The sequence below is a fragment of the Frigoribacterium sp. ME-P-080 genome (genome assembly GCF_030209595.1).
Lineage (GTDB): Bacteria > Actinomycetota > Actinomycetes > Actinomycetales > Microbacteriaceae > Frigoribacterium.
Window position 1 is genome coordinate 97,315 of sequence record NZ_JARVRR010000009.1, and the last position, 20,617, is coordinate 117,931.

The 20,617-nt window shown below is 71.2% G+C and carries 22 protein-coding genes and 1 pseudogene; 9 read left to right on the plus strand and 14 right to left on the minus strand.

Annotated elements, in window-relative coordinates:
• The first annotated feature begins 2 nt into the window (after positions 1-2).
• Positions 3-842, plus strand: coding sequence for a hypothetical protein (locus QRN23_RS13555; protein ID WP_285063823.1), 840 nt, complete (start codon positions 3-5; stop codon positions 840-842).
• A gap of 66 nt (positions 843-908) precedes the next feature.
• Here QRN23_RS13555 and QRN23_RS13560 read toward each other — a convergent pair whose 3' ends face one another.
• Positions 909-1,445 (minus strand): MarR family transcriptional regulator, encoded by a 537-nt coding sequence (locus tag QRN23_RS13560; protein WP_158612878.1) that lies wholly within the window; start codon positions 1,443-1,445, stop codon positions 909-911.
• Between the two features lie 276 nt (positions 1,446-1,721).
• Between QRN23_RS13560 and QRN23_RS13565 the strand changes: the two genes are divergently transcribed.
• Positions 1,722-2,321 (plus strand): hypothetical protein, encoded by a 600-nt coding sequence (locus tag QRN23_RS13565; protein ID WP_056049806.1) that lies wholly within the window; start codon positions 1,722-1,724, stop codon positions 2,319-2,321.
• Between the two features lie 117 nt (positions 2,322-2,438).
• Entirely contained in the window at positions 2,439-3,917 is a 1,479-nt protein-coding gene (locus QRN23_RS13570; protein ID WP_123570928.1) for a signal peptidase I, read from the plus strand.
• Between the two features lie 19 nt (positions 3,918-3,936).
• Here the strand turns inward: QRN23_RS13570 and QRN23_RS13575 are convergent, their stop codons facing one another.
• A complete protein-coding gene (locus QRN23_RS13575) occupies positions 3,937-4,419 on the minus strand; it encodes a glutathione peroxidase (protein WP_056049801.1) in 483 nt (160 codons plus the stop codon).
• 118 nt (positions 4,420-4,537) lie between these two features.
• Here QRN23_RS13575 and QRN23_RS13580 point away from each other — a divergent pair, with 118 nt between their 5' ends.
• Positions 4,538-5,497 carry an AraC family transcriptional regulator gene (locus tag QRN23_RS13580; protein WP_285063824.1) on the plus strand — a complete coding sequence of 320 codons (960 nt, stop codon included), beginning with the start codon at positions 4,538-4,540 and terminating at the stop codon, positions 5,495-5,497.
• A 67-nt stretch (positions 5,498-5,564) separates the two neighbouring features.
• Here QRN23_RS13580 and QRN23_RS13585 read toward each other — a convergent pair whose 3' ends face one another.
• A complete protein-coding gene (locus tag QRN23_RS13585) occupies positions 5,565-6,494 on the minus strand; it encodes a diacylglycerol kinase family protein (RefSeq protein ID WP_285063825.1) in 930 nt (309 codons plus the stop codon).
• 179 nt (positions 6,495-6,673) lie between these two features.
• Between QRN23_RS13585 and QRN23_RS13590 the strand changes: the two genes are divergently transcribed.
• Both QRN23_RS13590 and QRN23_RS13595 read left to right on the plus strand, forming a co-directional pair.
• Entirely contained in the window at positions 6,674-7,126 is a 453-nt protein-coding gene (locus QRN23_RS13590) for a DUF4383 domain-containing protein (protein WP_159825625.1), read from the plus strand.
• 143 nt (positions 7,127-7,269) lie between these two features.
• On the plus strand, positions 7,270-7,914 hold the full coding sequence (locus QRN23_RS13595) for a biliverdin-producing heme oxygenase (RefSeq protein WP_200412642.1): 645 nt from the start codon (positions 7,270-7,272) through the stop codon (positions 7,912-7,914).
• 90 nt (positions 7,915-8,004) lie between these two features.
• Here QRN23_RS13595 and QRN23_RS13600 read toward each other — a convergent pair whose 3' ends face one another.
• Positions 8,005-9,339, minus strand: a complete 1,335-nt coding sequence (locus tag QRN23_RS13600; protein ID WP_233568441.1) for an ATP-dependent DNA helicase — start codon at positions 9,337-9,339, stop codon at positions 8,005-8,007.
• A 103-nt stretch (positions 9,340-9,442) separates the two neighbouring features.
• Here QRN23_RS13600 and QRN23_RS13605 point away from each other — a divergent pair, with 103 nt between their 5' ends.
• Positions 9,443-10,456, plus strand: coding sequence for a hypothetical protein (locus tag QRN23_RS13605; protein WP_285063827.1), 1,014 nt, complete (start codon positions 9,443-9,445; stop codon positions 10,454-10,456).
• Between the two features lie 81 nt (positions 10,457-10,537).
• Here the strand turns inward: QRN23_RS13605 and QRN23_RS13610 are convergent.
• Positions 10,538-11,541: pseudogene (locus QRN23_RS13610) on the minus strand (GlxA family transcriptional regulator).
• Positions 11,542-11,743: 202 nt separating this feature from the next.
• On the opposite strand from QRN23_RS13610, the gene QRN23_RS13615 reads away from it, so the two are divergent.
• Together QRN23_RS13615 and QRN23_RS13620 are read left to right on the plus strand one after the other, a co-directional pair.
• Positions 11,744-12,406 (plus strand): HD domain-containing protein, encoded by a 663-nt coding sequence (locus QRN23_RS13615; RefSeq protein WP_285063828.1) that lies wholly within the window; start codon positions 11,744-11,746, stop codon positions 12,404-12,406.
• 87 nt (positions 12,407-12,493) lie between these two features.
• Complete coding sequence (locus QRN23_RS13620) at positions 12,494-13,528, plus strand: LLM class flavin-dependent oxidoreductase (protein ID WP_056049785.1); 1,035 nt, start codon at positions 12,494-12,496, stop codon at positions 13,526-13,528.
• Positions 13,529-13,685: 157 nt separating this feature from the next.
• On the opposite strand, the gene QRN23_RS13625 is transcribed toward QRN23_RS13620, so the two are convergent.
• The 9 genes from QRN23_RS13625 to QRN23_RS13665 form a co-directional block, all read right to left on the minus strand.
• Positions 13,686-15,671: a bifunctional copper resistance protein CopD/cytochrome c oxidase assembly protein gene (locus QRN23_RS13625; RefSeq protein ID WP_267658995.1), complete on the minus strand. Its 1,986-nt coding sequence runs from the start codon at positions 15,669-15,671 to the stop codon at positions 13,686-13,688.
• Positions 15,672-15,872: 201 nt separating this feature from the next.
• Positions 15,873-16,160 carry an HU family DNA-binding protein gene (locus QRN23_RS13630; protein WP_043595940.1) on the minus strand — a complete coding sequence of 96 codons (288 nt, stop codon included), beginning with the start codon at positions 16,158-16,160 and terminating at the stop codon, positions 15,873-15,875.
• Positions 16,161-16,265: 105 nt separating this feature from the next.
• A complete protein-coding gene (gene rpsN / locus QRN23_RS13635) occupies positions 16,266-16,571 on the minus strand; it encodes a 30S ribosomal protein S14 (RefSeq protein WP_043595941.1) in 306 nt (101 codons plus the stop codon).
• Between the two features lie 2 nt (positions 16,572-16,573).
• A complete protein-coding gene (gene rpmG / locus QRN23_RS13640) occupies positions 16,574-16,741 on the minus strand; it encodes a 50S ribosomal protein L33 (protein WP_043595944.1) in 168 nt (55 codons plus the stop codon).
• Positions 16,741-16,977, minus strand: a complete 237-nt coding sequence (gene rpmB, locus QRN23_RS13645; RefSeq protein ID WP_043595945.1) for a 50S ribosomal protein L28 — start codon at positions 16,975-16,977, stop codon at positions 16,741-16,743. Before rpmB ends, rpmG begins: the two co-directional genes overlap by 1 nt.
• A 307-nt stretch (positions 16,978-17,284) precedes the next feature.
• Positions 17,285-17,698, minus strand: coding sequence for a Fur family transcriptional regulator (locus QRN23_RS13650; RefSeq protein WP_054145907.1), 414 nt, complete (start codon positions 17,696-17,698; stop codon positions 17,285-17,287).
• Positions 17,699-17,797: 99 nt separating this feature from the next.
• Positions 17,798-18,688 (minus strand): metal ABC transporter permease, encoded by an 891-nt coding sequence (locus QRN23_RS13655; protein WP_056049779.1) that lies wholly within the window; start codon positions 18,686-18,688, stop codon positions 17,798-17,800.
• Positions 18,685-19,566: a metal ABC transporter ATP-binding protein gene (locus tag QRN23_RS13660; RefSeq protein ID WP_369794407.1), complete on the minus strand. Its 882-nt coding sequence runs from the start codon at positions 19,564-19,566 to the stop codon at positions 18,685-18,687. The genes QRN23_RS13655 and QRN23_RS13660 overlap by 4 nt, the downstream gene beginning before the upstream one ends.
• Positions 19,563-20,564 (minus strand): metal ABC transporter solute-binding protein, Zn/Mn family, encoded by a 1,002-nt coding sequence (locus QRN23_RS13665; protein ID WP_285063832.1) that lies wholly within the window; start codon positions 20,562-20,564, stop codon positions 19,563-19,565. The genes QRN23_RS13660 and QRN23_RS13665 overlap by 4 nt, the downstream gene beginning before the upstream one ends.
• Positions 20,565-20,617: the final 53 nt, after the last annotated feature.

Consider the following 20,617-nt stretch of genomic DNA (forward strand, 5'->3'; position numbering starts at 1 on the left):
CCGTGACGATCCCCACTTTCGACGAGTACGTGGCGTCGCTCGGGCGCATGACCCCGCACGTCGACCCGACCGCCCCCTCGGCGGCGGCGACCGACCTAGGTCGGGCCGCGGCGAGCCTCGGCGACCTGCCCGTCGTCGACCGCGACCACCTCGCCGAGTGGACCCGGCAGCACCCGGCGTGGGTGCCCGCCCTCGGCCTGGCCGTCGGGCTGTCGCAGGAGAAGCTGCGCAACTCGCTGCGGCACGCCTTCGACACCCCCAGCTGGCTGACGCTCGCGCGGGGACGGGCCGACGAACTGGTCGCCCACCTCGACGACGAGTTCGAGCTCGTCCGTCTCGTCGCGTCCCAGCGGCACCGCACGTACGACTTCGGCGACCTGCTCTCGGCCCGGGCCGGCACCCGGGCGTCGGCGATCCGCGCCGGGGTGTCGGGTCGGCGGCTCGAGGACGAGATCGAGGCCATCGCCCGTGACCTCGGACTCGCCTGCGGCACGCGGACGCGGTTCACCGGCCGGGCGAACCGCACGGCGCCGTGCGACCTGGTGATCCCCTCGGCGCAGGAGCCCGCCATCGTGGTCGCGGCGAAGGGGTTCGACTCGACCGGTTCGAAGCTGACCGACGCCGTCCGCGAGATCGAGGAGATGGCCGACGTGCGGCTGCCCCGACAGACCGTCATGGCCGTGATCGACGGCATCGGCTGGAAGAGCCGTCAGGCCGACCTCAAGCGCATCCACCAGCTCTGGGTCGACCAGCAGATCGACGGGCTCTACACGCTGTCGACGCTCGACCGCTTCCGGGCCGACCTGGCCGACGCCGCACGCCTGCGCCGCCTCATCCCCTAGGCCGCGGCCCGCGGCCCGTAGCCCGCGGCCCGTGGCCCGTGGCCCGCGGCCCGCAGTCGAGGCGGGTCAGGCGGCGGCGTGGGGCGCGTCCCGGGTGCCGACCCCGTGGCGGTCGAACGCCCGGCCGAGGTCGAGCAGCGTGTCGGCGAGGGCACCGTGTCGCGACGCCGGCACGACCTCGGCGAACGCGGCGGCGTAGGCGCTCGCGATGGCCGTCGTGACCTCGACGCCGCGCGGCGTGCGGCTGACGATGACGCTGCGGCGGTCGTCCGGGTTGCGGCGCCGGTCGAGGTGCCCGGCGTCGACGAGGCGGTCGACGAGGTTGGTCATCGCACCCGACGAGAGGTCGAGGTGCTCGGCCGCCCGCTTCGGGGTGACCAGGTCGCCGGTGGCCCACACGTAGAAGAGGAACCGGATGTCGGTGTCGCCCAGCCCGAAGAGGTCGCCCTGGTGGTCGAGCACCCGCGAGTGGTTCAGCATCAACAGGCGGAACGAGTCGAGCAGGCGGCCGAGGTCGCCGGGGGCGAGGCCGGGGTCGGGCGTGAGGCCAGGGCCGGGGCCGGGGGTGAGGCCGGGGTCGGCCCGGGGTGGGGAGATGAGCAAGGGGGTCCTCCGTGACGCGTGTGGGCGTGCCGTCCATGGCACCGGCTCAGTCAACAAGAATCTCGACGATCGTGACACCCCCACCACTGGGGACATGGTTCGCCTTGCGTGCCTCTCGGAGTCCAAGTAATTTGATTGTCGTACCACTTGAGAACAACGACCACTCGAAACCGGAACGGTTCGGGAGGTGAGCTTCTCACCGGCGAAGCCCCTGAATCACCTCGCCGGGGTGGCCCCCGACATCCCCCCTTCCCCCCTCTCGCCCTGGAGCACACCATGTCCCGTCCCACGCCCCGCATCGCCCGCATCGCCGCCTGGATCGCCATCCCCGCCGCCCTCGTCGCCTCGGGCATCGTCGTCTCGACGGCGTCGTACTCGGCCTTCTCGTCGACCACGGTCAACCCCACCAGCAACTGGACCGCCGGCACCGTCGCCCTGACCGACGACGACAGCAACACCGCGCTCTTCACCGCCACGAACCTCAAGCCCGGCCAGACCGGCAGCAACTGCATCGCCGTCACCAGCACGGGCTCGCTCGCCTCGGCCGTCAAGCTCTACGGGACGGGCGCCGCCACGACCAACAACCTCGCGTCGAACATCACGCTGAGCGTCGTGCAGGGCACCGGCGGCGGCTTCGGCTCGTGCACCGGCTTCACCCCGCTCTCGGCGGGCTCGAGCCTCTACAACGGCACGCTGGCCGCCTTCGGCACCAGCTACACCAACTACTCCAACGGCGTCGGCACCTGGGCCCCCACCGGCACCGCGTCCGAGACCCGCACCTACCAGGTGACCTACACCGTCTCGAACACCGCCCCCAACACGACCCAGGGCGGCACCGCGAGCCTCGGCCTCACCTGGGAGGCCCAGAACAGCTGAGGCCCGTCCCGCGGCTGACCCCCGCGTCACGGCGACACCGCACCAGCACCGCGCACCACCGCACCAGGCGGCCCGACACCGCATCATCCGCACCACCCCCCCCGAGTAGAGGCACCCATGAGCACGATCGACCTGAAACTGCGGCCCACCACCGCGGCCGCGGCCTCGATCACCGTGCCCCTGGGTGCCTCTCGTCCGTGGCTCGACTGGACGCGCCTGGCCCTCGGCACCGCGTCACGCGTCGTGCTCTACTCGCTGCTCGGCCTGATGGTCTACGCGGCCGCCCCCGCCGCCCTCGGCTGGAGCCCCACGACCGTGATGACCGGCTCGATGGAGCCCCGCATCCACCCCGGCGACGTCGTCGTCGCGAAGCCCGTGGCGGCGTCCGACGTGCACCGCGGTCAGGTCCTCCTCTTCGACGACCCCGACCAGGCCGGGCACCTGCGGCTGCACCGCTACCACGACAACGGCCAGGCCGGGCAGATCGTCACCAAGGGCGACGCCAACCCGAGCGTCGACTCGACGCCGATCGACCGCAGCGCCGTCATCGGCGTCGGGTTCCTGCGCGTGCCGTACGTCGGAACGCCCTTCGTCTGGGCCGCGGCCCACCAGTACGGCCACCTGCTGGTCACCGGCGGACTGCTGATCCTCGTCGTCCTGCTCAGCCGCAACGACCGGTACCTGCTGCGTGACGAGCGTCCCGCGTCGCCTCGGGTGACCGCCCCCGCCGGCCGCCGCGTCCAGCGTCGTCGCGAGCGGCGCCTCCGTCGCCTGAGGACCGCAGGAGGCGCGATCGGCCTGGCAGCGATCGGTGGCGGTCTCGCACTCACCCTCGTCGTGTCCGGTGGCGCGCACGCCGCGTTCGCCGCCCCGACCGCCAACCCGACCTCGAGCTTCGGTGCCGGGAACTACGACTGCCTGCAGGACACCTACAACTCGCAGACCTCGTACGGTTTCCCGTACAACGAGACGTCCGGCACGACCACCACCGACGGCAGCTCGTTCGCCCGAGTGGGCACCCTGAGCGGCGGGGCGACGTTCGTCGCCGGCTCGTGCGCCACCAACCAGAGCCCCTACCTGCAGCTCGACGGCACGGGTCAGGTCACGACCGCGGTCAACCTCACCGGCCAGGCCGCCTTCACGATCGAGACCTGGTTCCGCACGACCAGCACGGCCGGGGGCACCCTGGCCGCCTTCACGACGGCACAGACCGGCACGAACACGACCGCCGACCGCGCGCTGTACCTGACCACGGCGGGCAAGATCGTCCTCGGCGTGCGCCCCACCACGACCACGACCAAGGCGACGACGACGCCCGCCTCGTACAACGACGGCGCCTGGCACCACGTGGTCGCCACCCTCTCGGGCACGAGCACGGTGGTCTACGTCGACGGCGTCGCCGTCGTCACCGACAGCACGAACAAGACCGTGCAGACGGCCACCGGTTACTGGCGGGTCGGCTACGCCCCGCTCAGCGGGCTGCCGTCGGCTCCGACCAACGGCTACTTCGTCGGCTCGGTCGACGGCACGACGATCTACAACAACTCGGCCCAGAGCGCCTCGGCCGTGCAGGCCCGGTACGCGGCCGGCCACTGAGCGACCGCAGCGGGTCTGCTCAGCCGGCCAGCGCCTCCTCGATCACCGCGACGACCTCGGGGGCGTCGGGCTCGGTCGTCGGACGGAACCGGTGCACGGCGCCGCCGGGCGTGATCACGAACTTCTCGAAGTTCCACTTCACGCGGCCGGCCTTGCCGTCGGCGTCGGTGGCCTTCTTCAGTTCGGTGTAGAGCGGGTGCTCACCGCGGCCGTTGACCTTGACCTTCTCCATCATCGGGAAGGTCACGCCCCAGGTCGCCGAGCAGTACTCCTCGATGGCCTCGCCGCTCGAGAGCTCCTGGAAGAACTGGTTGCTGGGGAAGCCCAGCACCGTGAAGCCCTGCTCGCCGTACTGCTTCTGCAGCGCCTCGAGCTTCTCGTACTGGGGCGCGAGGCCACAGCGGGAGGCCACGTTCACGACCATCACGACCTTGTCGGCGTAGGCGCCGAACGTGGTGGACTCGCCGCGGATCGTGGTCAGGGTGATGTCGTCGAGGGTCATGGGTCCGACCGTAGGCCCGCCCGCTGCGAGCCGGCCCTCAGGCACGTCGTCGAGCGACTGTCAACCCCCCTGGGATCGACTGGTGCGGGGTTTGGAGTGCGTGCAACAATTCGCTGAGATGGCTGCCCGCGACGACAAGATGCGCTTCGACGCGCGGGGGCGCGATCTCGACGAGGCGGTCGACATCCTGCAGGCCGGGTACAACGGCCGGGGTTTCCGCGTCGCTCCCACCGAGGCCCCTTTCTCGTTCCGCCACACCATCGTCGGCGACGGGGCCATGACCCTGCGGTCGACGATGTTCATGGGTCGCGTCGACGGGCACGCGGCCGCGGGTGACGAGCACGTCGTCCACTGGCTGCTCGACGGGCGTTCCACGATCGACAACGGTCGCGACGAGGTGGCCGGAGCCGTCGGACGACCGATCCTCTTCCCCGAGGGGCGGGACTTCGAGTTCACCACCGAGGACGTCAACCAGAGCCTGCTCCACCTCTCCAAGTCGGTCGTCGACGAGGTCGCGGCCGAGCAGCACGGCATCATGCCCGGCACGCTCCGCTTCGACCACGCCGCCCCCGTCTCGTCCGCCGCGATGCAGGCCTGGCACGCCACGGTCCGTCTGATCGGACGCGCCTACCTGGGCTCGGGCGAGCCCAGCGACCTGATGCGCACCGAGATGGCCCGGATGGCCGCGGTGGCCCTGCTCGACACCTTCGCCCACACCTCGAGCCAGATGCCCGCGGCGTTGCTGGCACCGCGCAACGCGAGCCTCCGCCTCGCCGTCGAATACATGCACGCCAGCGCCCACCTGCCGATCTCGGCCGTGGACATCGCCCGGGAGGCGGGGCTCACCCCGCGCGGGCTGCAACAGGCGTTCAGTCGTCACCTCGACACCACGCCCACGGCCTACCTGCGCGAGATCCGCCTCGAGCGCGTGCACGACGCGCTGCGGGCGGCCGCCCCGGACGCCACGACCGTCGCCGACGTCGCCCGACACTGGGCCTTCGCCCACCTCGGCCGGTTCTCGGCCGCGTACCAGCAGCGGTTCGGCGAGTACCCCCGCGAGACGCTGCACCGCGGCTGAGGTCGGGGGTGCCCGGAGCGTGCGGCCGCCTCGCCGCCGAGCGCGCCTCCCGGGCTCGAGCCGGAGGTCAGCGATCGATGGCGGCGTAGACGCGCAGGGCGCCCGGGACGACCTCGACCGTGACGGGCAGCGGCCCGACGCGCTCGCCGTCCGCGTAGGCGGCGACTCCGTCGGCCTCGATCACGGCCCGACGCACGCGGTGCACGGTCACGTTCGGGTGGCTCAGGTGGGTGCCGCGGAACACGCTCGGGAAGAGCCGGACGAACTGCCAGCGCGTCAGCCGCTCCACCACGAGCACGTCGAGCAGCCCGTCGTCGAGCACGGCGTCGGGCGTGACCTTCATGCCGCCGCCGAGCGACTGGCCGTTGCCGACCGAGATCAGGGTGCCCTCGACGGTCGAGGCGACCCCGTCGAGCTCGAGGCGGTACGAGATGCGCGGCAGGCGCACCAGCTCGATGGCGAGCGCGACGTCGTAGCGGCGGCGCCCCTTCGGCCAGCTCAGCCGATTGGCCCGCTCGTTCACGACGGCGTCGAAACCGGCCGAGACCATGCAGGCGAACCAGGTGGCCCGGCCGTCGGCCTGCAGCACGCGTCCGGCGTCGATCGTCGTCGGCTCGCCCTCGAGCAGCCGGACCAGGAGGCGCGTGGCCGCCTCGGCGTCGTCGTGGGGCAGCCCGAACGCCCGGGCCGTGTCGTTGCCGGTGCCGGTCGGCACCAGTCCCAGCGGCACGTCGGTGCCCGCGACGAGGTTGGCCCCGAGGTTCACCATGCCGTCGCCGCCGACGACGATCAGGGCGTCGGGACGCTCGCCGTGGTCGGGGTCGAGCTCGCGACGGGCGGCGGCCACGAGGTCGTCGTAGCTCGACTCGGTGAGCGGCACGACCGTGTGTCCGGCACCGCGGAGCCCGGCGAGCACCCCGTCGGCGAGGTGCTTCCGGCCGCCGGCGGAGGCGCCGGGGTTGATCGCCACGACCAGGCGGAGGGGCGTCGGGGTCATGGCGTCGATCTTGCCAGCCCCGCGCCCCGCGCGCCCCGCGGGCCGCGTGACACCCCTGTTCCAGCGTGACACCCCGCGTTCCCGGGGTGTCACGCCGGGCCGGGGGTGTGACGCCGAGGCGGGTGCGTCGCACGGCGGGCATACTGGACGCTGACCCACGGACGAGAGGCATCTTCACCATGAGCAGCACCCACGGCACCACGACGACCGCGACCCCGGCCCCCTACGAGCCGACCATCCGCGAGTCGCCCAACCGCGGGGCCGGCCTGTTCGTCGGCACGGTGTTCCTCCTGCTCGGCGCCATCGGGTTCCTCGTCGAGGACATGGGCACGTTCTTCTCCACGCAGGGCGCGTCGCTCTGGTTCGTCTGGAACCTCAACCCCGCGCTGGTCGTCGTCTGGGTGCTGGCCGGTGCCGCGCTGATCATCGCCGGCGCGTCGTCGCGAGCGAGCGCGCGGTACATCAACACCTGGATCGGCCTGATCTTCGTCATCTTCGGCGTCGCCGGATTCTTCCTCGAGGGCACCGACGTCAACTTCCTGGCGTTCAACCTCGGCGACAACGTCACGCACCTCGTCGGCGGCCTGCTGCTGCTCGCGACCGCCGTGGGGGCCGAGCGCCGCCGCCGCTGACCCCTGCCGCAGGGCGCCGCACCTCTCGACGGGCTGCGATCCGGCTGCACGTCCGCCGGGATCGGCCCCGGGGGCTACCGGCGCCGCGCCTCCCTGGCTAGGGTTAGGGTCACCTAACCCAGGTGACCCAGGAGGTGCGCACCATGACCGTCGTCATCCCCTTCTCCGAGGCGGTGCGCGAGCGCACGGCCGAGCGGGTCCCCGCCGACGTCGGCTGCTCGTTCATGACCGACCTGCTGATCGGCCGGGGCACGCGGGACGACTACGTGCAGCTGCTCGCTCAGCACTACTTCGTCTACGCCGCCCTCGAGGACGCCGCCGCGGGGTGGTCCGGCGACGCGGTGGTGGCTCCGTTCCTCGCGCCGGGGCTGACCCGGTTGCCGGCCATCGAGGCCGACCTGGCGTTCCTGCTCGGTACCGACTGGCGGGCCCGGATCTCACCGCTGCCGACCACTCGGGCGTACGTCGATCGCATCGAGCAGGCGTCGGCCTGGGCCGGTGGCTTCATCGCGCACCACTACACGCGCTGCCTCGGTGACCTGTCGGGCGGGCACCTGATCCGCAGCATCCTGCAGCGACGGTTCGGATTCGACACGAACGGCGTCGGGTTCTTCCTGTTCGCCGAGATCGCCGAGCCGAAATCGTTCAAGACGACCTACCGCCGCCAGCTCGACGCCGTCGCCTGGTCGGCCGACGAGCGCGAGCACGTGCTCGACGAGGTGTGCGCCGCGTACCGCTTCAGCACCGAGCTGTTCGCCGACCTCGCCGCTGCGAAGGCCGCGGCCTAGCTGTTCGCCGACCTCGCCGCCGCGAAGGCCGCGGCCTAGCCGTTCGCCGACGGGGTGGGTCCCGGGCCACCGCGTGGTCGGACCGGGTCGTCAGCCCGTGGCGGCCGTCGTCGCGTCGTCGCCCACGCCGGCGTCCGCGGCTGCCTCGATGGCCGGCACGCGTGACGCCTCGCTCATGAAGCGGCGCACGTCGAGGTCGACGATGATGTCGGCCGGTCGCAGCGGGCGCGACAGGTACAGACCCTCGAGCGAGGTGATGCGGCTGAGGGCGACGTAGGTCTGCCCCGCGCTGAACACCCGTGAGCCGAGGTCGACGATGGCCCGGTCGTAGGTCTTGCCCTGGGACTTGTGGATCGTGACGGCCCAGGCGAGGCGCAGCGGGAACTGCGTGAACTCGGCCACGACGTCCTTCTTGAGCTGCTTGGTGGTCGCCGAGTACGAGTACTTGTGCTTCTCCCACACGACGGGCTGCACCTCGTGGACCTCGCCGTCGACCTCGACGAAGACCGTGTCGCGCACCCGGGTGACGACGCCCGTCGTGCCGTTCACCCAGCGTTGCTCGGAGTCGTTGCGGAGGAACATCACCCGGGCCCCGACCTTGAGCTCGAGGGCCTCGTCGGCCGGGTAGGCCCGGCCGCCGAACTCGCCGCTGACCTCGGCCTTGGCGGTCATCACCTTGCCCGACAGGCGATCGAGCTCGACCTTGTTGATGCGGTTGACGGTGTCGTTGCGCGTGGCCAGGGTGATGGCCCCGCCGTCGGTCGGAACGGGTCGTGCCCCGGCGCCGTTGAGGGCCCCGGCGATCTCGGCCGTGACCCGACCGTGCCGCACGGCGTTGAGCATCTCTTTGAAGTCGCCCTCGGTCTGGCGGTGGATGAAGGCCAGCTCGTAGATGCGTAGGCTCGCCTCGGCCCAGACCTTGGCGTCGAAGAACCACATCGAGCGGTAGTTGTCGCGGAAGTACTCGCGCTCTTCGGCGTCGCCCGGCACCGGCGGCAGCTGGTACGGGTCGCCGAACAGCACGACCTGGACGCCGCCGAACGGCTCGTGCTTGCGCTGCCGCGCCTGCCGCAGCGAGCGGTCGATGGCGTCCATCAGGTCGGCGTTGACCATCGAGACCTCGTCGATGACGAGGGTGTCGATGGTGTTCAGCAGCTTGCGCAGCTCGGCGTTCTGCTCGATGTCGTGGTCGGCGATGAGCCCGACCGAGAGGCGGAACAGCGAGTGGATCGTCTGGCCGCCGACGTTGAGGGCGGCGACGCCCGTGGGGGCGCAGATGACGATCTGCTTCGAGGTGTTCCACGACAGGTGGTTCAGCAGGGTCGACTTGCCCGTGCCGGCCCGTCCCGTGACGAAGATGTGCTCGCGGGTGTTCTCGATCGCGTCGTACAGCGCCTGCTGTTCGGCGGAGAGGGCCACGCTCACGACGACGAGCACCTTTCGGGAGGGGGCGGGGGAGGCCACCAATCTACCCGTGACGGGCGTGACGCTCGGTTCTTCGTGACCCGCGCCTCCTATTGTTGTCGTCATGTCGTCGTCTGTGGGGGAGGAGACGCGCCCACCGCTCGGCTGGCCCTTCGTCGCGATCTGGGGCGGGGCGCTGCTCTTCGTGCTGATCGGTTTCTGGGTCACCGTCGTGGCCCTGAACGCCACCGTCTACAGCGGCGCCGGTTTCGTCCGCGGCTACGTGGCAGCGGTCGACCGCGGCGACACGTCGAGCGCGTTGACCCTCGCCGGCGTCACGCCGACCGACCAGCTGGCCGACGCCCTGCTCGAGGTGCCCTCGCTCGGCGGCGTCGACGACGTGACCGAGGTGGGCGACGTCGACCTCGGCGACGACACGCACGCGATCACGCTCTCGTACTCGATGCAGGGCACGTCGGCCACGGCCGAGGCTCCCGTGCAGTCGCAGTTCGTCGTGCAGCGGGCCGGCACCCGGTTCGGGCTGTTCCACGCCTGGCGCTTCGTCCAGGCACCCACCGCGCAGCTCGACGTGACGCCCCAGCACGACTCCCGCTTCACGGTGGACGGCCGCGACGTCACGACCGACGCCCCCGACGTCGCGACCCGGTTCACGGTGCTCGCCCCCTCGCGGTTCGAGCTCGACCATGCGTCGCGCTACCTCGAGGCCCCGACCGTCGAGGCCGACGTGCTCAGCGTGGGGGCGACGTCGGGGGTGTCGATCGAGGTGCAGCCGCGGGACGAGTTCGTCGAGGCCGTGCAGGACATGGTCGACCAGCAGCTCGACGAGCAGTGCGTCCCGCAGCAGGTGCTGCTGCCGGCCGGGTGCCCCTTCGGCCGCCAGGTCGACGACCGGGTCACCGACGACCCGACGTGGACCGTGCCCGTCCACCCCGTCGTCTCGATCGTGCCCGGCCCGTCGGGTCAGTGGCAGGTGCCCGGCGTGGCCGGCACCGCCCACCTCGTCGTCGGCGCCCAGTCGCTCTTCGACGGGAAGCGCTACACGATCGACGAGGACGTCCCGTTCTCCGTCACGTACCTGATGCGCATCAGCACGTCCGACGAGCTGACGTTCGACTAGGCCCGCCCGTGGCCGCCCGGTAGCCACCCGGGGTCGACCGGACGCGGGAGGCGCGGGTCGGCCCGTCGAGGACGGTCCCGCTCAGGCGGTGGCCGCCCCGGCCCGCTCGAGGTCGCGCAGGTCGTCGACGCCGCCGAAGGTCGCTCGGTAGGCCCGCGGGGTGGTGCCGAGGACGCGGGCGAAGTGGTGTCGCAGGACGGCTGCCGAACCGAAGCCGACCTCGTCGGCGATCGCGTCGATGCCGAGCCCCGTCGCCTCGAGCAGCTCCTGCGACCGCAGGAGGCGCTGGCGGGTGAGCCACGCCCCCGGCGTCGCCCCCAGCTCGGCCTTGAACCGTCGGGCCAAGGTGCGCGGCGACATGTGCGCCCTCGCGGCCAACCCCTCGATGCTCAGGTCGTCGCGGAGGTGTCCGAGCATCCAGTCGGTCAGGGGCGCGAGCGAGTCGTCGACCTCGACCGGGAGGGGCGTCTTGATGAACTGGCTCTGACCGCCGTCGCGGTGCGGCGGCACGACCATCCGGCGGGCGATCACGTTCGCGGCGGCGGCACCGTGCTCGCGGCGGACGAGGTGCAGGCAGGCGTCGATGCCGGCGGCCGTGCCCGCGCTCGTGATGATCCGGCGGTCCTCGACGAAGAGCACGTCGGCGTCGACCTCGATCGCGGGGTGCTCGCGCTGCAGGGCGTCGGAGTACCGCCAGTGCGTCGTCGCCCGGCGGCCGTCGAGCAGCCCGGCCTCGGCCAGGACGAACGCCCCGCTGCAGACGCTGAGCAACCACGCCCCCGGGCCTCGGCCGCGACGAGCAGCTCGCGCACCGCCGGGGAGACGAGCTCGGCCTGGTCGGGACGGTTCCACAGCGCCGGCACGCAGACGACGTCGGCGTCGGCCGCGGCGCCCAGGTCGAGGTCGACCGTGATCGAGAAGCCCTGGTTCGTGCGGACGAGTCCCGGGCGCTCGGTCACGATGCGGTGCTCGAACGGAGGCGCGCCCTCGTCGGTCCGGTCGAGGCCGAACACCTCGCAGAGCACGCCGAACTCGAACGGCGCGACGCCGTCGGCGACGATCGTGGCGACGGTGCGGAACGGCATGGGTGCTCCTCGGGGGATGTCCAGTACTCCGCCACGAAGTAAACAATCCGCCACGCAAAAAGGTGGCGGCCTGTTTATTTCGTGGCGGGCTGGCGGGCTGGCGGGCTGGCGGTGTGGCGGGCTGGCGGTGTGGCGGGATGTCGACGAGTGGTGGCAACACTGCCACTCGTGGCAGGACCTGTCCACCCGTAGGGTTCCTGCCATGCCCACCGAGTCCCGCCCGACGCCCGAGCCCCGCCCGACGCCCGAGCCGCGATCGACCGCCGCCGTCCTCGACGAGCTGCTCGCGCCTCCTTCGCTCGTCGCCGCCCGGGCCCTCGAGGCCGCCGCCGCCGTGTCGAGCGCGGCCCTGCTCGCGCACAGCCGTCGCTCGGCGGCGCTCGCCGTCGATCTCGGGCGACGCGAGGGGCTGGCCTTCGACCACGAGCTGCTGTTCGTCGCGGCGGCCCTGCACGACGTCGGGCTGACGTCGCCGTTCGACAGCCACACCGAGCCGTTCGAGCGAGCGGGGGGCGAGGTCGCCCGGGTGTTCGCCGCGGGGGCGGGCTGGTCGGCCGGACGCGCCCAGCGGCTGGCGGACGTCATCGTGCGGCACATGTGGCCTGCGGTCTCGGCCGACCTCGACGTCGAGGGTCACCTGCTCGAGCGGGCGACGAGCCTCGACGTGTCGGGGGTGGGTGGTCAGGACTGGCCGGCCGAGCTGGTCGCCGCCCTGGTCGAGCGGCTGCCCCGCGACGGGTTCGGTGCCGAGTTCGGCGGGCTGATGTCGACGCAGGCGCACCGGAAGCCCGGCTCCGAGGCCGCCCGCACGATCCGGGGCGGCATGCGCGACCGGATCGCCGCGAACCCGCTCGACCGCCTCTGACCCCGGCGCCGACACGCCCTGCCCCCTCCCGCGATCGCGCTCCATCGGTTAGAATGATGCGAACGTATGAATCAGGAGAGCACCCGCATGGCACACCCCCTCGAGTTCGGCCTCGACACCTTCGGCGACATCACCGACCGCCTCGACGGCAGCCCCGTCACGCACGCCCAGGCCATCCGCAACCTGGTCGACCAGGCCGTCCTGGCCGACGAGGTCGGTCTCGACTTCATCGGCGTCGGCGAGCACCACCGCAAGGACTTCGCCGTCTCGGCCCCCGAGGTCGTGCTCGCCGCGATCGCCGCCCGCACGAAGACCATCCGCCTGGGCTCGGCCGTCACCGTCCTCAGCTCGGACGATCCCGTGCGCGTGTTCCAGCGCTTCGCCACGGTCGACGCGATCTCGAACGGCCGTGCCGAGGTCATCCTGGGCCGCGGCTCGTTCACCGAGTCGTTCCCGCTCTTCGGCCTCGACCTGCAGGACTACGAGGTGCTCTTCGAGGAGAAGATCCAACTCTTCGCCGAGCTGCTGAAGGAGGGCCCGACGACCTGGTCGGGCACCGTCCGCGCCGGCCTCGACGCGCAAGAGGTCTACCCCAAGACCGAAGGCGGCTCGATCCGCACCTGGGTCGGCGTCGGCGGATCGCCGCAGTCGGTCATCCGGGCCGCACACTACGGTTTCCCGCTCTTCCTCGCGATCATCGGAGGCCAGCCGGCGCAGTTCGCGCCGTACGCCGACCTCTACCGACGCGCCCTCGGCGAGTTCGGCCACGACTCCCAGCCGATCGCGATGCACTCGCCCGGTTTCGTGGCCGAGACCGATGCCGAAGCCAAGGAGGCGCTGTTCCCCTACCAAGAGGAGCAGACGAACCAGCTCGGTCGCGAACGCGGCTGGCCCCCCTACAGCCGCGCGCAGTACGAGGCCAGCGCCAGCTCGACCGGCGCGCTCTACGTGGGCTCGCCCGAGACCGTCGCCACGAAGATCGCGCAGAACATGCGCCTGCTCGGCGCGACGCGTTTCGACATGCGGTACAGCATGGGCCGCCTGCCGCACGAGCTCATGATGCGCAGCATCGAGCTGTACGGCACGAAGGTCGTCCCGCTTGTGCGCGAGATGCTCGCCTGACGCCACCCGCGCCTCCTCGGGGCTCGTGCCCTACGACCCCGACCCAGCGCACCGCGTTTCGTGCACCGCACCCCGACCAGTCGCGGTGCCCTGCACGAAACACGGTGCGTTGCTGTTTCGCGGTCCGCGGTCCGCGGCCCGCGGCTCGCGGCTCGCGTCAGCGGGTGCGCTCGCGCTGGTGGGACAGCGCCTCGAGTTGCTCGTTGTACGCCCGGAGCTCGGCGTCGTCGTCGCGCTCGGCCTGGCGGTCCTTGCGGACGGCCTCTCGGCCGTCGCTGCGGCTCCACATGATGGCGACGGCGATGGCCATGACGATCGTGGGGATCTCGCCGACGCTCCAGGCGATGCCGCCGGCGACGTACTGGTCCTGCATCGGCGTCGGGCCCCAGGTGCGCCCCATGGCGCCGTACCAGTCGGCGAGGAAGAGCCCCGTGGCGCTCATGATGCCCAGGCCGAAGAACGCGTGGAACGCCATGGTCCCGAGCAGCACGACGAGTCGGGCGGGGTAGGGCAGTCGACCCTTGACGGGGTCGATGCCGATCATCGACTGCACGAAGAGGTAGCCGGTGATCAGGAAGTGCACGATCATCCAGTAGTGGCCGATGTGCGTGGTCGTCGCCCAGCTGAACAACGGCGTGTAGTAGAACGCCCACAGCGAGCCCGCGAACAGCACCGCCGAGATGATCGGGTTGCTGACGAAGGTCGCGAACCGGGAGTGCACCAGGATCATGATCCACTCGCGGCCGCCGCGGGTGCCGTCGCTGCGTTTCTTGATGGTGCGCAACGCGAGCGTCACGGGCGCGCCCGGCACGAGCAGCACGGGCACGAGCATTCCCAGTGCCATGTGCGCGAGCATGTGGGTGCTGAAGAGGTACTCCTCGTACACGTTCGGGGCGCCGCACGTGATGTAGAACAACACGACCAGGCCCGCCACCCACGACACGGTGCGGCCGACCGGCCAGCGGTCGCCGCGGCGGTGCAGGCGGACGACGCCGGCCAGGTAGAAGAAGACGCCGAAGGCGCAGAGCAGCCCCCAGAGCAGGTCGACGTTCCATTCGGTGAGGTAGCGCAGCGGCGTCAACTCGGGTGGCAGCGCCTCTTCGGTGAGGATGACCGCGGGGGTCGGGTCGGCCAGGTCGGCCGCGGCGACCTGCTCGACCGGGGTGGCCGTCCGGGCGAGTGCGGCGGCGACGCCGGAGGCGAGCCCCATGAACGCGAGCTCGGCGGTGACGAACCACCAGAAGGCCTTCGTCGTCGCCTTGGGGTGGGTCGTGAGGCGGCCGACGAGCCAGCGGCGTTGCACGACGCCGAACAACCCCAGCGCGACGAGGGCGAACGTCTTGACGAGCACGAGCACGCCGTAGCCCGACGTCAGGGCCGACCAGTCGCCGATGCGGATGGCGGCGCTGCCGATGCCCGACACCGCGACGACCACGAAGCAGACGATCGCCACGCTCGAGTAGCGCGCGAGCACGATCGCCAGCCGCCCGCTCGAGAGGTGCCCGCGCAGCAGCACGATGGCGAGCAGGCCGCCCAGCCAGACCGACGCCCCGACCAGGTGCAGGGCGAGGTCGGTGACGGCGGCGTCGTGGCCACTCGTGCCGGCCGCGTGGCCCTGCTCGGCGATGGGGATGAGCCCGCCGGCGGCGAGCACCGTGACGGCGACGATCAACCAGATGTTGCGGACGATGAAGCAGAGCACCGTGACGGTCGCCGCGATCAGCGTCGTGATCAGCCAGGCGATGCCGAGCTCGGTGTTCGTCAGGAAGAACGCGAGCGTCCGCCCGAACTGGTCGTCGAAGGTGACCGGCACGTTGGCGACGCTGAGGAAGGTGAAGAAGGTGGTGATCGCCGAGGCGACGGCCCAGAACCCCGCCGCGGCGGCGGCGACGTCCATGGCGCGGTCGTACTCCGCTTCGCGTCGGGTGAGTGCGAAGCAGGTCAGGAAGAGCGTGCCGATGGTGAGGGCCGCGCCGACGTTGCCCAGCATCTTGGACATGGGCAACCCGTAGCGGACGACCTCGCCGGGGTCGACGACGAGGGGCGCGTCGGCCGCCCCGCCGAACTTCAGAGCGGCGAGGAGGGACGCGAACGCCACCAGCACGAGCAGTGCGGGCGCCGTGGTGCGGGCGAGTCTGGGCATCGTCTACCAGGGTAAGTCGGATCGCCTGGTGAACGGGTGCGGGTGGGGGGCGTCGCTCGACGTCGAGTGATCCGTCCGGGCGACCGGCGCACGGACGACCGAGCCTGTCGGCGGGGCGGGACGAGACGAGGGGGAACGAGAGAAGGGGCGTGACGACCGATGGTCGTCACGCCCCTTCTCGGGTGCTCGTGAGAGCGAGGACTACTTGACCGCAGCCTTGAGCTTGCTGCCGGCGCTGACCTTGACGCTGTCGCTGGCGGCGATCTCGAGGGCCTCACCCGTCTGCGGGTTGCGGCCGGTACGAGCGGCGCGGTGCGTCTTCTCGAAAGCGATCCACCCGGGGATGGTGACCTTCGTGCCGTCCGCGACCGACTTCGAGACGACGGAGAAGAACGCGTCGACGACGCCGCTGACGGCGGCCTGGCTCTGGCCGGACTCGGATGCGACAGCTGCGACGAGCTCGGTACGGTTCAGTGACTTGTCAGCCATGTAAATGTCCTCCTCGGACTTCATTCGGTGTGACGAGACACGGCGTTCACCATGCCTGTGCGGTCGAGACCAGAGAGCCGAGGGCCCTGTGGAACCGGTTGAAACCTACCAGGAAGACTTCGTGATGCCCGGCAACTCGCCACGGTGGGCCATGTCGCGGAAACGCACGCGGCTGATGCCGTAGGCCTTGAGGTGACCGCGGGGGCGGCCGTCGACCGAGTCGCGGTTGCGGAGGCGGACCGGCGACGCGTTGCGCGGCAGCTTCTGCAGACCGAGGCGAGCGGCCTCGCGGCTCTCGTCGGAACCGTTCGGGTCGATCAGGGCCTTCTTCAGCTCGAGACGCTTCTCGGCGTAGCGGGCCACGATCTCGGCGCGCTGGTTGTTCTTGGCGATCATGCTCTTCTTGGCCATTTTTAGCGCTCCTCGCGGAATTCGACGTGCTTGCGAATCACCGGGTCGTACTTCTTCAGCACGAGACGGTCGGGGTTGTTACGACGGTTCTTCTTGGTCACGTACGTGAAACCGGTGCCCGCCGTCGAGCGGAGCTTGATGATGGGACGGACGTCCTGCTGACGAGCCATTAGATCTTCTCCCCACGAGCGAGCAGGTCCTTGACGACCGACTCGATGCCACGAGCGTCGATGACCTTGATGCCCTTGGCGCTGAGCTGAAGGGTCACGTTACGACGAAGCGACGGCACGTAGTACGTCTTCTTCTGGATGTTCGGGTCGAAACGACGCTTGGTGCGTCGGTGCGAGTGCGAGATGTTGTGTCCGAAGCCGGGAACGGCTCCGGTCACCTGGCAGGTTGCTGCCATGGTTTTCCTCCGTAGATACCGTGAGGGCCGGAGCCCTCACCCAAGGTCACTTGTCGGCGCGCCGGTCCCCCTGCCCGATCGAGGGATCGGGCGGTGTAGCCGGGAGGCGGTGCACATGGGCGCAGAGAGCGCCCAACCAAAGGGAGAGCTTACGCGACACGCCCGGACCCACGCAACCCGCGCCTCCCCGACTCGGGGTCGGGGCTCGGGGCTCGGCGCTCGGAACCCGGGGCTGCGGCCACGCGATCGCCTCGGCGCGCGCCGACGGGACGAGGAGGCGCGGCTCAGCTGATCGAGGAGGCGCGGCTCAGCGGATCGCGGAGGCGTCGGCGGCCGCGCGGGCCTCGGCCGTGCACGCGGGGCACAGGCCGAACACGTCGACCACGTGCTGCGCCTCGGTGAACCCGTGCGTCGCGGCGACGTGCTGGGCCCAGGTCTCGACCTCGTCGGCCTCGATCTCGACGGTGGTGCCGCAGTTGCGGCAGATCAGGTGGTGGTGGTGCGTGCCCGGGGTGCAGGCGCGGTAGAGGCTCTCGCCTTCTTGCTGCAGCGAATCGGCCGAGCCGTCGGCCGCGAGGTCGGCGAGTGCCCGGTAGACCGTGGCCAGGCCGATGCCGGTCTCGCGCAGGTGGGCGTGCAGCGCCTGCGCGCTGACGAACCCCTCGCTCGTGCCGAGTGCTTCTCGCACGGCCTCGCGTTGCCACGTGTTGCGTCGGACCACCACGGCGTCCTGCCTCTCTGTGTCTCGGACCTGTGCGTCGGACCTCGGTGCGTCGGGTCCCGGTGCACCGGGACCAGGTGCGTCGGACCCCGGTCTGCCTCAGACGCCGGTCGGTGCCAAGGGTACCCGCGGGCCCCTGCGCGGCTTCACGGCGGCGGCCGTGCGACGCCAGCCGACCAGGCGGCAGACGAGCCAGATCGTGAACGAGATCGTGGTGACGTAGGGGCTGATCGGCAGGCCCCCGCCCAGGGCGAGCAGGATGCCGCCGACGACCGAGACGACGGCGAAGGTCACGCTCAGCACGGGCACGAGTCGCGGGTTCACGGTCAGCCTCAGCGCGGCCGCGGCGGGTGTGACGAGCAGCGAGAGGACGAGCAGCGCCCCGATGATCTGCACCGACACCGCGACCGACAGACCCAGCACGAGCATGAAGACGATGCCGAGCGTGCGCACGGGGACGCCGGCCGCCGCGGCGACGTCGGGGTCGACGCTGGCGAAGGTCAACGGACGCCAGATGACGATCAGCGTGACGATCACCACGGCCGAGATGGCGACGAGCCAGCCCAGCTGCGGATTGTCGACCGACACGATCTGGCCGGTCAGCAGCCCGAACTTGTTGGCCGACCGCCCTCGGTAGAGCGCCAGGAAGAGGATGCCGAGGCCCAGGCCGAACGGCATGAGCACCGCGATGATCGAGTTGCGCTCCCGCGCCCGGGTGCCCAGCAGCCCGATCAGCAGGGCGGCGATCAGGCTGCCGACGAGCGAGCCGCTGACGACGTTCACGCCGAGCAGCAGGGCGGCGGCGGCACCGGCGAACGAGAGCTCACTGATGCCGTGCACCGCGAAGGGCATGTTGCGCGTGATCACGAAGGGCCCGATCAGGCCGCCCACCAGGCCGAGCACGGCGCCCGCGACGACGCTGTTGCGCACCAGCACGAGCAGCTCGCCGAAGTCCTGGAAGCTGAACAGCTGCGACCACAGGTCGGTCATCGGACGAGTCCTTCGTCGTCGAGGTGTTCGTCGACGTGGTGGTCGTGCCCGTCGTGGCTGCCGACGATCACGATGCGCCCCATGGTGCGGATCACGTCGACCGGAGTGCCGTAGAGGTCGCTCAGCACGTCGGCGCGCAGCACCTCGTCGGGTGTTCCGATGCGGAACCGGCCTCCGGCGAGGTAGAGCACCCGGTCGACGACGTCGAGGATGGGGTTGACGTCGTGCGTGACGAACACGACCGCGGCGTTGCGGGCCCGCCGCTGCTCGTCGATCAGGCGGGTGACCTCGCGCTGGTGCCGCAGGTCGAGCGAGATGAGGGGCTCGTCGCAGAGCAGCAGGGCCGGTTCGGCGGCCAGCGCCTGGCCGACCCGGGTGCGCTGCTGCTCGCCGCCGCTGAGGCTCGCGACCGGAGAGGTCGCGAACGAGGTGGCGCCGACCTCGTCGACCAGGGCGTCGATGCGGGCCCGTTCGGTGGGGGTCTCGCGGCGCGGCCCCCAGCGGTGGCCCGTGACGCCGAGCGCGATCATGTCGCGGGCACGCAGCGGGGTGCCGGACTCCATCAGTCGTTGCTGCGGCACGTAGCCGATGCGGCGGTGGCCGCGCCCGACCGGCCGGCCGAGGAACTCGATGCTGCCCTCGGTCAGGTGCTGCTGCCCGAGGATCGTGCGCAGCATCGTCGTCTTGCCCGCACCGTTCGGCCCGAGCACCGCGATGAACTCGCCCGGCCGCACGTCGAGGTCGAGACCCGACCAGAGCGTGCGGGCGCCGAACGAGACCCCGGCGTCGCGGAGGCGCAGCACGGCGTCGCCGCCGCCACCGGCCGAGGAGGCGCGGGTGGCGGCGGCGACGGAGGTCGCGCCGGACGGGTCGGTCACTCGCCGAGGGCCGCCGAGATCGCGTCGATGTTGCTCTGTTGCCATGCCACGTAGTCTTCCCCCTCGGGCAGCAGCTCGGTGACCGGCACGATGGCGACGCCGGCGTCGGTCGCGGCCTTCTCGACCTGCTCGGTCTCGGGACTCGAGGTCTGCTCGTTGTAGGCGAGCAGGTCGACCTTCCCGTCGGTGAACAGCTTCAGGGTGTCGTTGAGCACGGCGGGCGACACGTCGTCGCCCTCCTCGATCGCCTCGGAGAAGGGCTCGGGCGTCACGTTGACCAGGCCCATCGCGTCGAAGAGGTAGCCGGGCACGGGTTCGGTGTAGGCGACCGGGTCGCCGTCGTGGGCCGTCTTGACCGACGCGGCCTGCGCCTCCAGGTCGGCGATCTTCGTGCCGAAGGCCTCGGCGTTCGCGGTGAAGGTGTCGGCGTTCGCCGTGTCGACCCGGCCGAACTCGTCGGCCAGGGCCGTGGCGAGCTTCGCCATGCTCGGCAGGCTGTAGAACACGTGCTCGTTGAACGCGGCGTGGTCGTGGTCGTCGTGCTCGTCGGCCTCTGCGGTGGCGTCGTCGCTCGCGGCGTCGGTGGCCTCGTCGGCGTGGTCGTCGTGCCCGGCCTCGGGGTCGAGGCCCGAGACGTCGACGGCGTTGACCACGGTGGCGTCGGTTCCGCTCGCGTCGACCATCGTGTCGACGAACGAGTCGTAGCCGCCGCCGTTCTCGACGACCACGTCGGCCTTCGAGACGGCCAGCTGCGTGCGGGCGTCGGCCTCGTACGAGTGCGGGTCCTGCGAGGGGTCGCTGATGATGCTGGTGACGTCGACGAGGTCCCCGCCGACGGTCTCGGCGATGTCGCCGTAGACGTTGGTCGACGTGACCACCGAGATCGCGCCTCCGTCGGTGGAGTCGGTCGAGCCCGAGGCGCCCGTGGCGCAACCGCTCAGCACGAGGGCCGCGGCGGCGGGCAGGACGAGCAGGGTCGGCAGCGAGCGCATCTTCATGGCCGTCACGCTATTGCTACTGATAATGATTGTCAAAACGAGGAGGCGCGGGT